The 13513-nt window shown below is 27.2% G+C and carries 15 protein-coding genes; 8 read left to right on the top strand and 7 right to left on the bottom strand.

What is annotated here, in order from left to right; translation table 11 throughout:
* Positions 1 to 118: 118 nt before the first annotated feature.
* From ACMCMH_RS09605 to ACMCMH_RS09635, 7 genes are all read left to right on the top strand, one after another.
* Positions 119 to 1537 carry an NAD(P)-binding protein gene (locus tag ACMCMH_RS09605; RefSeq protein WP_412724986.1) on the top strand — a complete coding sequence of 473 codons (1419 nt, stop codon included), beginning with the start codon at positions 119 to 121 and terminating at the stop codon, positions 1535 to 1537.
* Positions 1538 to 1618: 81 nt separating this feature from the next.
* Positions 1619 to 2608, top strand: coding sequence for a sensor histidine kinase (locus ACMCMH_RS09610; RefSeq protein ID WP_412724988.1), 990 nt, complete (start codon positions 1619 to 1621; stop codon positions 2606 to 2608).
* Positions 2608 to 3321 (top strand): LytR/AlgR family response regulator transcription factor, encoded by a 714-nt coding sequence (locus ACMCMH_RS09615; RefSeq protein ID WP_412724990.1) that lies wholly within the window; start codon positions 2608 to 2610, stop codon positions 3319 to 3321. Before ACMCMH_RS09610 ends, ACMCMH_RS09615 begins: the two co-directional genes overlap by 1 nt.
* A gap of 64 nt (positions 3322 to 3385) precedes the next feature.
* Entirely contained in the window at positions 3386 to 4699 is a 1314-nt protein-coding gene (locus ACMCMH_RS09620) for a diguanylate cyclase (RefSeq protein WP_412724992.1), read from the top strand.
* Positions 4683 to 5132: an SRPBCC family protein gene (locus ACMCMH_RS09625; protein ID WP_412724994.1), complete on the top strand. Its 450-nt coding sequence runs from the start codon at positions 4683 to 4685 to the stop codon at positions 5130 to 5132. The genes ACMCMH_RS09620 and ACMCMH_RS09625 overlap by 17 nt, the downstream gene beginning before the upstream one ends.
* 74 nt (positions 5133 to 5206) lie before the next feature.
* The gene (locus ACMCMH_RS09630; protein ID WP_412724996.1) at positions 5207 to 5473 is read left to right on the top strand and encodes a hypothetical protein; all 267 of its coding nucleotides are present in this window, start codon (positions 5207 to 5209) and stop codon (positions 5471 to 5473) included.
* Positions 5474 to 5736: 263 nt separating this feature from the next.
* Positions 5737 to 7026 (top strand): ABC1 kinase family protein, encoded by a 1290-nt coding sequence (locus ACMCMH_RS09635; protein WP_412728018.1) that lies wholly within the window; start codon positions 5737 to 5739, stop codon positions 7024 to 7026.
* A 2-nt stretch (positions 7027 to 7028) separates the two neighbouring features.
* Here the strand turns inward: ACMCMH_RS09635 and ACMCMH_RS09640 are convergent, their stop codons facing one another.
* From ACMCMH_RS09640 to ACMCMH_RS09670, 7 genes are all read right to left on the bottom strand, one after another.
* Positions 7029 to 7373: a MerR family transcriptional regulator gene (locus tag ACMCMH_RS09640; RefSeq protein WP_412724998.1), complete on the bottom strand. Its 345-nt coding sequence runs from the start codon at positions 7371 to 7373 to the stop codon at positions 7029 to 7031.
* A gap of 10 nt (positions 7374 to 7383) precedes the next feature.
* Positions 7384 to 8961, bottom strand: a complete 1578-nt coding sequence (locus ACMCMH_RS09645; protein ID WP_412725000.1) for a BCCT family transporter — start codon at positions 8959 to 8961, stop codon at positions 7384 to 7386.
* A gap of 52 nt (positions 8962 to 9013) precedes the next feature.
* Positions 9014 to 9838 (bottom strand): tetratricopeptide repeat protein, encoded by an 825-nt coding sequence (locus ACMCMH_RS09650; RefSeq protein WP_412725002.1) that lies wholly within the window; start codon positions 9836 to 9838, stop codon positions 9014 to 9016.
* On the bottom strand, positions 9838 to 11073 hold the full coding sequence (locus tag ACMCMH_RS09655; RefSeq protein ID WP_412725004.1) for a glutamate-5-semialdehyde dehydrogenase: 1236 nt from the start codon (positions 11071 to 11073) through the stop codon (positions 9838 to 9840). Before ACMCMH_RS09655 ends, ACMCMH_RS09650 begins: the two co-directional genes overlap by 1 nt.
* A gap of 2 nt (positions 11074 to 11075) precedes the next feature.
* Positions 11076 to 11393 (bottom strand): pyrimidine/purine nucleoside phosphorylase, encoded by a 318-nt coding sequence (locus ACMCMH_RS09660; RefSeq protein WP_412725006.1) that lies wholly within the window; start codon positions 11391 to 11393, stop codon positions 11076 to 11078.
* A gap of 22 nt (positions 11394 to 11415) precedes the next feature.
* On the bottom strand, positions 11416 to 12201 hold the full coding sequence (proB, locus tag ACMCMH_RS09665; protein ID WP_412725008.1) for a glutamate 5-kinase: 786 nt from the start codon (positions 12199 to 12201) through the stop codon (positions 11416 to 11418).
* A gap of 134 nt (positions 12202 to 12335) precedes the next feature.
* A complete protein-coding gene (locus ACMCMH_RS09670) occupies positions 12336 to 13211 on the bottom strand; it encodes an AraC family transcriptional regulator (protein ID WP_412725010.1) in 876 nt (291 codons plus the stop codon).
* A gap of 122 nt (positions 13212 to 13333) precedes the next feature.
* On the opposite strand from ACMCMH_RS09670, the gene ACMCMH_RS09675 reads away from it, so the two are divergent.
* Positions 13334 to 13486: a hypothetical protein gene (locus tag ACMCMH_RS09675; protein ID WP_412725012.1), complete on the top strand. Its 153-nt coding sequence runs from the start codon at positions 13334 to 13336 to the stop codon at positions 13484 to 13486.
* Positions 13487 to 13513: the final 27 nt, after the last annotated feature.

The raw sequence follows: 13513 nt of genomic DNA on the forward strand, positions 1-13513 counted from the left end.
TTTTTAGAAAAATATCTTACTTTATAATAGAATTTTATGAAACTAATATAATTAGGCATAAATATACTACAAAGTAGTATAAAAGTTATATATAATAGCACTAAAAAGGAAAATATTTTTGAAAAAAATTGATCTATCTATTATTGGAAGTGGCATTGGTGGTAGTCTAATTGCATCGTTAAATGCAGATAAAAAAACAGTTCTATTTGAAAAAGATCAAAATATTGGTGGTTGTGCAAGTACATTTAAAAGATATGGCAATTATTATAATGCGGGAGCAACTACTCTTGTTGGATATGAAGATGAACATATTTTAAAAGAACATTTTGATACTATAGGATTAAATCCTAATATCACTAAATCTAATATTGCAATAAGAGTCATACAAAATAAAAATGTAATTGATAGAATTAAAGATTTTGATCAGTTTTTAGACAATATTAATGATGTTTATCCTAATAAAAATAATAAATATTTTTGGAAATTTATAAAAGAATTTGATGAAAAATTCTGGAATCTGAAAAAGATTTATTTTGGAAAATTTTCAATTAATAACTATTTAAAAACTTTTAACTTTTTTATGGAACTTATAAGTACTTATAAAATGGATATTTTGAAAAGTGCAGATGGATTCATAAAAGAAATATTGGGTGATATTTCAATGGAGTATAGAAATTTTATTGATGCGCAATTACTCATTACGATACAAACAACCTCTAAAGATATTTCACTATTATCGATGGCATTAGGACTTAGTTATCCTTTTCATGATGTATTTTATGTAAATGGAGGAATGGGAAGTTTAATTGAAGATATAGTAAAAAATGTTGAACTTAAAAAAAATGAAGAAATTACAAAAATTATTAGAGGTCAAAATGAATGGATAATTAGTTCTAGGAAACATGAATATAAAACAAAAAAATTGATTTTAAATTCTTCAATTTACCAATGTGGTTCACTTTTTGATGATTACGAAGTGAAGAAATATTATGATAGATTTACTTTTAGTGATCAAAGTGCTTTTGTTGTTTACTTGACGCTTAAGAGTGATTATGATTTTTGTGAACATTATCAGTTCATTTATAATGATTTATTACCAAATTGTATTTCAAATTCTTTTTTTGTTTCATTTTCAAAAAAGGATGATACTAAATTATCAAGAAATGGATATAGTATCACTATATCTACTCATACAACAGCTAAATACTGGAAGTCATTGCAAAAAGATGAATATGTAAAAAGCAAAAATATTACAGAATCATTTATTTTTGAAAAATTTTTAGAATATTTTGAAGATATAAAAAAGGAAGATGTTAGTCAATTATTTAGCGCAACATCAACAACATTTAATAAATTTATTGGAAGATATAATTGTGGTGGTAAAGCAATAGGTTTCAAAAATTTTATGCAACTACCTAGTTGTAATACCCCATTTAATGGCCTTTATAATGTAGGTGATACAGTTTTTGCAGGACAAGGGTGGCCTGGAATTGCTTTAGGGGTTGATGTATTAAACAAAGAATTAAATAAAGTATAATATAATGGGATAAACAGACATAAATCAAATACAAATCAATATTAATATAAGTTAAAATTAGTCAAAGTAAAAAGGCATATAATGGAACAAGTTGAACTTAAAATTACATTCAAAGATTGGCTTTATATTATTTCTATAGGTGCGTTGTTTGGCTTGTTGATTTCTTTGTTTTTTTACTTTCTTAATATTCAGTTTCAAGAGATATCTACAATTTTATTTGGTACTTTTAGTGCGATTATTATTACATTATTTTCATCTATTTTTATTACTGTTTCCAATAATTATATTTTACCAAATACTGATAAAAGATTTTGGTATTTTATTAGTTTTATATTTTCATTTGTAAGTGGTTCTTTAGGATTTTGGACAAGTTTTTCTTTATTTTATATATTTGATAGTGCTATAACAAATTTGATAGAAGCTTATAGTATACATCTTAGTCTAACAATAGGATGTTTAACATTTTTGGTTGGACTTGTTTTACACCAGTTTATTGAGATGAAATATAAAAATGAGATGATAAAGAATGAAATATTAAATAGTAAAATTAAAGCATTAGAAAATGAATTAAATCCTCATTTCTTATTTAATGCATTGAATTCAATGAGTGAATTGGTGTATATAGATCCATTAAAAGCTGAAAACTCTATTTTAAATCTATCCAAATTTTTAAGAAATGCTATTAATAAGCAAAGCTTAATTACCATTATGGAAGAACTATCTATGGTTCAAACTTATGTAGATATTGAAAATATAAGGTTTGATGATAAAATTAGATTAGTGATTGATATCAAAGATGAGCTTCAAATTATTAAAATACCTAAATTTTCAATACAATTATTAGTAGAAAATGCTATTAAACATGGCTATTGTTCTCAATCATTAAATATTATGATTGAGATAATCAATGATAAAATAATTGTATCAAATGATGGTATGAAAGTAAAAGATATCAATTTTGGTACAGGTCTTTCAAATTTAAAAAATAGATTAAAACTTCTTCATGTTGGGACATTGAGGTTTCACAAGAATGATAAAACAACATTTATAATATACTTAGGAAAAAAATAATGAAAATACTTATAGTAGACGATGAGTCTTTGGCAATATCGCGATTAGAACGATTGCTCAAAGATTTGCATTTTGAAGATCTAACTTCATTTCAAGAATCTCATTTAGCTTTACAACATATTTTAAAAAACAAATATGATGTTGTTTTTTTGGACATACAAATGCCTGGTATTAGTGGACTAGAGTTGGCAAACAAAATTTTAGAGATTGAGCCTAACACTTTCATAGTTTTCCAAACGGCTTATGAACAATTTGCTTTAGAAGCTTTTAAAAATGGTGGTGTAGATTATATTCTAAAACCAACAACAAAAGAAAATGTTTCTAAAGCACTAAGAACGGTATCTAGATATATGCAAACAAAAGAGGAAACATCTCTTAAAAAGATCATGGGAAAAAGTGGTGATGATATCTATCCTATAGCTTTAGATGATATTTATTATATTAAAGCTGATCTTGATGAAGTAATTATAAAAATAAAAGAAACACAATGTTATGTGCGTAAAAAGATTGGAGATCTTGAATTGTTATTAAAACAAAAAAATTTCTTTAGAATTCACAGATCAATAATTGTGAATGTTGATAAGATAAAATCAATGAATACAATCGAACAATCAAAATTGGAAATTAGTTTTAAAAATATTGATGATATTGTTACAAGTTCAAAAGATGGAGCAAAAGATTTTCGTGAATATTTAGAGAGAAGAAGTTTATAAAGGATATAATTTAATTATAGAAATAATTTGAAATTATACTTACAAGAGGAGTTTCGCTATGTTGATGTCAAGTGATTTAATTTTAGAAAATTTAGATATCTCATCTTTATATAATATGTTTGATAATAGTATTGACCCCATTGCAATAACAAATTGTAATTGGGAAGAGGGTATAAAGTTTTTATATATTAATAAATCATTTTCTAATGAAACTGGATATTTAAAAGAAGAACTTTTATCTCAAAGTCCTAAATTGCTACAAGGTCCAAAAACAAATAAGAATTTTTTAATAGAATTAAAAAGAACACTTTTAAATAATGAAAATTTTATTGGACAAACTATTAACTACAGAAAAAATGGAACAAGTTATTGTGTAAAATGGTCAATATCTCCATTGAAAAATTCAAAAAACATCACTATTGGGTATATATCATTCCAGCGAATTATTGATGAAACAAGTTATATGCAGTATGAAAAACTTTTAAGTTCAATAGTAAATGTTACAAAAAATTTGATTTTAGTAACAAATCTTGAAGGAGTTATAGTTTATACTAATAAAGCGTTTAATGAAAAACTTGGTTATGATGAAAATGAACTTGTTGGAAAACATACTCGAATTTTAAAATCGGGACATCAAAATGCGATGTTTTATAAAAAAATGTGGGAATCAATTATAAGTCATGGTTATTTTAGTGGTACTTTTATAAGCGTCAAAAAAGATGCTACTTTGTTTTATGATAGAAAAGAGATATCTACGATCAAAGATAATACAGGAAGACCTATATATTATGTAAGTATAAGTAGTGATATATCGGAACAGGTTCAAAAAGAGGTTGAATTAGAAAATCAAATATATATAGATTCTTTAACCAATATATATAATAGAAAAAAATTTGAAATAATAATGGAAAGAAAAATTAAAGAATATACTATTAATAATAAGTTATTTTCTCTAATATTATTAGATATAGACTATTTTAAGATGATAAATGATGATTATGGACATGATATGGGTGACTATATATTAAAAGAATTATCTCAAACATTACAAGATAATCTTAGAAGTAGCGATTTTTTATTTCGTTGGGGAGGAGAAGAGTTTGCTATTTTGATTGATGGTACAGTAGAAAATGCAAAACAACTATCTGAAAAATTACGAATAAATATAAAAGATAAAAATTTTCAATCAATTAAAATAACAGCTAGTTTTGGGATAAGTTGTATGAAAAATGCCAAGAATAAAGATATGTTATTTCAGCAAGCTGATAAAGCATTATACCAATCAAAAGAAAATGGAAGAGATAGAGTTGAAATTTATCCTCAACAAGTTGAGAAGAAAATAGATAAAAGAAAGAAAGAATATGAAAAAAATAGTTAAATCAACATATATTAAATGTACACTTGAAGAATTATTTGATTTTCACCTTGATTCAAATAATATAACAAAAATTACCCCTGCAAACATTAAGGTTGAACTTTTAAATAGTGATACTCAAACATTTGAAGGGAAGATTGTCAAAATTAAAACAACAAAGTTTTTTGTGCCTACTTATTGGGAGGTGAAAATTGAGAAGCTAGAAAAACCAAATATTTTAATTGATGTAGCAATGAAATCACCTTTTAAGTATTGGAAACATCAGCATCTATTTATAAAAAAAGGGAATGTTTCTGAACTAAAGGATATTATTGAATATGAATTACCTTTTGGAATTTTAGGTAAGATAGTAGAACCATTTATTGAGTATGATATAACTAAAATGTTTGAATATAGACATACTCAAACAAAAAAAATTTTAGAAAAAAAGTTTTAATTATAGGTTTAAGTTACATAATAAAGCTATTAAAATAATAGAAATTTTAATAAAATAAATAAAAAGGACTTTAAATGTTAAAAGAGATGTTACACACAGGTTTTGGAGTTGCTTCAGTAATCCATGAAAAGATAGAAGAAGAGGTTACAAAACTTGAAAAAAAAAGTAAAATTAAAAAGGATGATGCAAAATCTTTTTTAGAATCACTTGAAGAAAAAGGCAAAGAGGAAGATTCTAAAATAAAAGAACATTTAAAAACAACATTAAAAGAGATAATTGATGAATTAGGTTTGGCAACAAAAGATGACTTAGAAAAGTTAAAAAAGGAATTGAAAAAATAAAAAATTATTTAAAAAAATTAACATATTATAAACCATTAAGAGTTTATACTGTATTTGCTTTTTTACTCACGATATTTTTGGTAATTAAGAAAAAAAAGAGTTTTTTTTATTTAAAACCATTGAGTCCTATCAAGCTTAAATCTGCTTGTATAAGTTTAGGAGCTAGTTTTATTAAATTAGCTCAGGTTTTAGCTACAAGATCAGACTTTTTCTCAGAAGAGTACCTTGAACAATTAAGAGAATTACATGATCAATTGCCTTCAATGAAAGAGCATGAATTTCAGGAAATATTTACAAGAAACTTTAAAGATAAAAGTTTTAAAAGTATAGATAAAAATCCTATTGCTTCTGCATCAATTGGTCAAGTACATGTTGCATATTTACAAGATGATACTAAAGTAGCTGTAAAATTACGAAGAATAGATATAAAAGAGCAGGTGTATGCAGATATAAATATCATCTCATTTTTTAACAAGATTTTTAAGCCTTTATTTTCACACTACACGAAAAATTCAATTGAAGCTGTAATTATAGAGTTTTCAAAAATGATAAAACAAGAGGTGAGTTTAACGAATGAATTAAATAATCTTTTGAAATTTAGTTCCACTTATAAAGAAAGTGGTGTAAAATTTCCAATAGCATTTCCAAAGTATTGTAGTGATGAAGTTATTGTTATGAGTTTTGAAGAGGGTTTTCGTTTTGATGATAAAGAATCTATTTTTAAATATAATATAGATTTTAAAAAAATTATTACAACTTTAGTAGATTTTTATACCACACAAATGTTAATAAATGGATATTTTCATGCTGATCCTCATCCTGGTAATCTTTTAGTAAATAAAGAAGGTGAACTTATTTTACTTGATTTTGGGATGGTAAAGACTGTTCCAAATGATACAAGAATAGCAATTATCGAACTTATAAAAGCTGCAAATGAACAAGACTATGATGGATATATAAGTGCTAATAAAAGGTTAGGTACTATTGCATATGAAGCACCAACAGTACAATTAGCTGAGTTCACACAAAAAATGTTTGAAATATTTTCAAATGAAAATCTAGATAGTGAATCGATGCAAAAATTAGCTTTTGAGGTTTTAGAATCTACAAGAGATTTCCCTTTTAAACTTCCTAGTGATGCGATTTATATTTTAAGAGTTAGTGCTATTATTGAAGGACTTGGTACCACTTATATTGAAAACTTTAATGGTATAAAAGATATTTTACCTATTTTACAAACAAATATTCCAAAAGCATTGGGTGCAAATGATAGTATAAAGAGGACGATTGAACAAGAGATAAAAGATATTCCATTTACAGTGAAACATTTTAAATCATCATTAAAACAAATAAGTGAAGGGGAGCTAAATATACAAGTATCAAATTCTCAATTGCTTTGGATTGCAAAAGAGATAAAAGATTTTCTTAAACCTATTATAAATGGTTTTGCATTTATGTCTGCTGGTTTTTTTGTACTTTTATATGATACAAGTTTAAGTAGTTATGCTATTTTTTTATTTATAATAGGTTTTTTAAGAGTATTGTATAAATAAGATTAGATTATCTCTACATCTTTAATATCAACGCCTGATAATCCTTCCATTTTTTGTTCAACTATATCTAAAAATTCGGTTTTATTTTTTTCATCCATGTTATTTTCTAACATCTCAAGGATATATTTTATACCATTTGCATTTATTTTTTTAGCACTCGCAAGGTAGTGAGTAAACGCAATAAGTTTTACATCATTTATAGAGTAAAGTTTTTTATTTCCTTGTTCTTTCTTAAGGGGCAAAAGCCCCTTCTCTTCATACATTTTTAAAGTTCTTACTTTTGCTGTTAAAAGTTCTGCTATTGAACTTAGAGGTAATATATCTTTTTCATTATCTAATAGTGCCAATTTTTATATCCTATATTTTGTTTAATAATTTAAGTTCATTTGATAATCCTTTATATAATGATATACACATTATAAGAAGAACTGCCGTAAAAGGTAAGCCTGTAGTAACAGCACCAGCTTGTAGTGCTTGTAGTGCTTCTTTCCCACCTATATATAACAATGCACCAGCAATAAAACCTTGTAAAATTGCCCAAAATATTCTTTGTGTAACAGGAGCATTTGTTTTACCACCAGCTGTTATACTGTCTATTACTAGTGAGCCTGAGTCTGATGATGTAATAAAAAATACTAACACCAATACAATAGCTAGAAAAGATGTAACGGAAGCAAATGGTAAATTTTCAAGCATTTGAAACATTGCTAAAGAAACATTACTTATTCCATTTGATAGTTCTCCTACTTGAGAAGTTACTTGTTCTAATGCAGAACCACCAAAAATACTCATCCATACAATTGTAATAAGTGTAGGAATAATCAATACAGCAGAAATAAATTCTCGTACTGTTCTGCCTTTTGATATACGAGCTATAAACATTCCCACAAATGGAGACCAAGATATCCACCAAGCCCAGTAAAATACTGTCCAGCCATGCATCCATGAAGTATCTTCTCTACCTATCCAATTACTTAAAGGTATAATATAGGTGATATAATCTATTGAAGTTGAGAAAATAGTAGTAAAAATATGAATAGTAGATCCAGCAAGAAGTACAAACAATAAAAGTAAAATAGCGATGAACATATTTATGTTACTAAGAATTTTCACACCGCCATTTACTCCCCTTACAACAGAAAAAATAGCAATCATAGTTACTATAACAATAATTGTAATTTGTGTACTAATTCCAGAATCCATTCCAAATAGATAGTGTAGTCCACCACTTGCTTGTTGTGCTCCTAAACCTAAAGAGGTTGCAAGTCCAAATATAGTTGCCAATACTGCTAAAAGATCAATAATATGTCCAGGCCATCCCCAAATTTTATCACCTAAAAGAGGATAAAAAACTGATCGTATTGTTAATGGCAATTTTTTATTGTATGCAAAAAAAGCTAATGATAATCCCACTATTGAATAGATTGCCCAAGGGTGTAATCCCCAATGATACATAGTTGCACCCATTGCAGCATGAATTGCTTCTTTTGAGTTAGCCTCGATCCCTAGAGGTGTTTGAAACCAACCTGTATAGTAAGCAACTGGTTCAGCTACACTCCAAAACATTAGTCCTATTCCCATCCCTGCTGCGAATAACATAGCAAGCCATGACATTCTAGAAAACTCTGCTTGTGCATCTTTGCCACCTAATCGTATTTTTCCAACAGGCAAAAAGATAAGTGCTATACAAAAAAGTACAAAAATATTTGCACTTGTCATAAAAAACCAATCAAAATTGTTTATTGACCATACTTTTGCACCATTGAGTAGTTCTTTTGCATTTTCTGGAAATAGTAGTGTTAAAATAACAAATAACAAAATCAATACTGAACTTGTAAAAAAAACTGGATTATGTATATCCATACCAAAAGGAGTTACATTGTCCTGTCCTATTTTATAATCTGTATCATATTTTGTATTTTCTTTTTTATTCATTTTTATCCTTTTTGAATATTTTAGTATAAGATTTGTGAGTGTTTAAATAAGTTTAACTTAAGAGTTCTTTGAATGCTTTATTATTATATAATGCCTTAAAAGATTCTTCAGTGGAAAGCTCATCATGTAAATTGGGTGATATCTCAAGTGCCATTTTTATATCGTCTATAGATTCATTTATATTTTCTAATATCGCATTTGCACATGCTCTTTGCCAATATGAAAGTGCATAGTTACTATCTAATTCAATCGCTTGATTACATAAAGATAATGCCCAACGAGTTTCCTTGAGGTCAAGTAATACATCAGCTTTGTATGCTAATGGTTCAACATCATTAGGATTTATTTTAATGATTTCATCATATAAGTTAATTTTTTCTTGTAGATTTTCTTCTATCTCTGCTCTTCTCCAAAGTGAATTTATAGTTTCACTTTGACTAATTTTATCTTGATTTTCAGTAATCATCTCAAATCGTTGTTTTGCTTGATTTTCAATATCAAGTAGTCGTTGTTCAAAGTCTTTTGTAAGGTGTAATATTTTTGCTTCAACTAAATTTTCACTATTGTCTTTGAGCTCTTTGAGTGACTTAAATCCAACAAGAAGTAGTAGTGAACTTGCAGCTGCAATGATATAAAAAATATTATTGATAGTATCTGTTGCATATCTTACTGTTCTATCTGTAGTATTAAGTTGACTTTGTGTAATTTTAACAGTTACATCTTCTCTTAGTTTTTGTTGATTTGTTCTTAAATCTTTAAGTTCATCAAGAATATATCTTTCTACTAAAGGTCTATCCAATATAGAATTTTTAGGCTCTGTATTAGCAAATAGACTCAAAGTAGTAAATAAAGTTATAATAAGTACTATTTTCCTCATTAAGCTCTTGTTTGACCGTCGCTATATATTTTAAACTTATATGTAGTGAGTCCTTCAACTCCCATAGGTCCTCTTGCATGAAGTTTGTTTGTACTAATTCCAACTTCAGCTCCAAAACCAAACTCCCCTCCATCTGTAAATTGTGTACTTGTATTGAGATATACACAAGCAGAATCAATACTATTTAGAAACTTTTCAGCAACGGTATAGTTTTCTGTAATGATTGCATCAGAGTGACTTGAGCTATATTTTCTAATGTGTGCTATTGCTTCATCAATGTTATTTACAATTTTAAGACTTAATATATTGTCTAAATATTCTGTATTAAAGTCTTCTTCAGTAGCTACTTCTACATCAATAATTTTTTGAACTTCGCTACAACCTCTTAGTACTGTTGCATGTTTATCAAACTCTTGTTTGAGTTTTGGTAAAAATTCACTTGCTACTTCTTGATCTATAAGTAAAGTTTCCATTGCACCACAAATACCTGTTCTTCTACATTTTGCGTTAAGAGGTACATCAATAGCTTTTTTAGAATCAGCATCTTTATGAATATATGTGTGACATAAACCTTTGTCATGTTTAATAACAGGTACAGAAGAGTTCGAACTGATATATTTAATAAGCGCAGCACCACCTCTTGGTATAATTAAGTCAATATATTTGTCTTGTTTTATAAGATTTGCTACACCTTCTCTTGTATTATCAGGTATAAGTGAGATGATATTTTCAGGAAGGTTATTCTTTTTTAGTACTTCTTGTAGAACTTTTGCAATAATAGCATTACTATGTTGTGCTTCTTTTCCACCTTTTAAGATACATACATTTCCACTTTTAAAACATAAAGCAGCTGTATCACTTGTAACATTTGGACGACTTTCATAAATAATACCAACAACACCAATAGGCACAGTAACTTTTTGTATACTTAAATTTGTTTGTGTTTTCCAACCCTCAAGCGTTCGTCCTGTTGGTTCTTTTAGTGCTGCTATTTCTTTAATAGCTGTTGCCATACCTTGTATACGGTTTTTGTCTAAAAAAAGTCTGTCCATAAGTGCAGAGCTTAAATCATTCTCTTCTCCACTTTTCATATCAAGTTTATTTTCTATTTCAATTAAATCACTATTTGAGATAAGAGCATCAGCCATATCTAGTAAAACTTTATTTTTTATATCTCCACTTAATGTTGATAATATAGCCGAAGATTCTTTTGCTTTTTGTAAAAATACTTCCATATTTATGCCTTGATATAACTACAACAATAGTCTGTTACAGTTTTAATTTTTAAATCAAATTCTGAATTTGCAGGAACATTAAAACTTTCAGGAGTATTAAGTTTTTTAAATTCTGTTTCTCCTGGAAGTCTTATTTCTAAATCTCCACTCATCATCTCCATAATTTCTGCTTCTTTTGTATCAAAAGTGTACTCACCTGGTTGCATTACACCTAATGTTTGTTTTGAACCATCACTTAAAAAAATTGTTCTACTTACTACTTTTCCCTCAAAGTATACATTTGCTTCTTTTATCATTGATATATTTTCTAGTTTTGTCATTTTATTTCCTTTTATTAATTATTTATATTTTTTCTTTTTTACTTATTTTTTTTGATGTAAAAAGAGTTCCTTTATTGTGAACACCATCAATCAAAAATTCTCGTGCGGCTGTTAAGTCATATCCACTACATAAAAACATCTCTCGTTTATTTTCTATTATGTACTCTGCTGCTTTTAATTTTGTAACAATTCCACCTGTTGCAAATTCTGAGTTTGGTGTAACCGTTTGTCCTAATTCCTCTTCTGTAATATTATTAACAATTTTTCTAATTTTTGCATCTTTATTTTGATGAGGATTTTTATCATAATATCCATCAATATCACTTAATATAATAAGAATATCTGCATCGGTATAATGAGCCACATGTGCAGACAATTGGTCATTGTCACCAAACAGCTGGTCTGGTGTTGTTGAGATGTCATTTTCATTTACTATAGGTAAGATATCATTTTTTAATGTGCGTTCAATGATATCTTGAAATATTTGAGTATGAACTCTGCTATCAAAATCTTCTTCTGTTAGAAGAATCTGAGATATATTTACATTAAAAATGTCAAATTTATTTTTATAACTACTCATAAGTATTGGTTGCCCAATTGAAGCTAGAACTTTTTTACTTGTTGGGATATTTCGATTTAGTTGTACGGCAGTATATCCAGCAGCTACAGCACCAGATGTAACTAATATAACTTCATATTTCTTTCGAGCTTCTGTAATAAGTGAAACAAGGTTTAACATCCTTTCTTTAGCAATATCTGTTATCTCTGTTAAGACAGAACTTCCTACTTTAAAAACTATTCTTTTCATTTGTATTATCCTTTTACAATTGTTTGTTCAATTGGATAATAATATACACTTATATACTTAAAAAAAAATAAAATCTTACATATCATATGTTAAAATATCTCATATATTATGTGAAAAAAATACAATTTTTAATGTTAATACTGAATTGAAACATAAAAACTAAGTTTAAAATTCTCGTCTTGAGAAAGAAAATGGTTTTTATGATACATTGCATAAGAAGGTTTAGTAGTAGTTTCGTACCCGCTTTGTGGTAACCATTCATGATATACCCAATGTATAAATTTTAAAACATCACCATATTCACCAGATAAGTCAAACTTTGCATAAGTTCCTTTTGCAATTGTAAATTGTGGTAATTTATCATTTGTTATCTTTTCTGTACTTTGAGGAACAATACAAGCAATATATTGACATGAATAAAGAGGTGTAATTGTAGGATTATTATGATAGAGTGCTATTTGCTTGTAGTTTTCTATTTTATTATTGAGAACCCAAGTATAAAGTTTCTGCCAAGTTTTTTTGATACCTATATCATAACCACTATGTCTTATGTAGTAACTACTCATAGTAGGCATTTCGACAATTTCTGGTTCCATATTGTCAAAATTTGCTGTCGAAAGAAGTGCTTTAGGAAATTGTGCAATAATATTTTGAGAAAACTCTTTAAAGCCTCCATTCTTCCACTCTTTAGGGGTCATTAGAAAACGCTGTTTAAATACTCTAGTAAAAGATGATTGTGAACTATACCCACATTGGTTTGCAATATCGGAAATTGTTGAGTATTTATTGGTTATAAGAAGATTTGAAGCTTTTTGAAGCCGAATATCTTTTATATTTTCATAAATATTTTTTCCAAAAGCATCTTTGAATATCCGATGCATGTGGAATTTGCTGATATTTAAATCAATACTAAGTTCATCAATATTGATGTCTGTATCAATATGTGTGTAGATATAATAGAGTATATCATTTGCTATTTTTGTTCTTCTATTTAGTGTTTCATTTTTCATAAAAACGATTATAACACAAACAGATTAAATATTGAGCAAAAATGGACAAAAATATTAGCAGTTTATGTAAAGAATAAAATTTAAAATTGTTCTAAAATTACACTATTAAAAAAGGATGTAAAATGAAAACAACAGAAATTATGAATATTTGGAATAAATACTATAAAGAAGAAGTGTTATCACATAACCTTACTATTAAAGAGGGAATTGAAATGTTGGCTAATCAAGTAGGATTATCTTATAAACAAGCAATAAATGTTCTATACTGTTTCTAAATAAGCAAAATAATATTTAATATTGCT

It is taken from the genome of Arcobacter sp. 15-2 (genome assembly GCF_047159865.1).
Lineage (GTDB): Bacteria > Campylobacterota > Campylobacteria > Campylobacterales > Arcobacteraceae > JAIOSF01.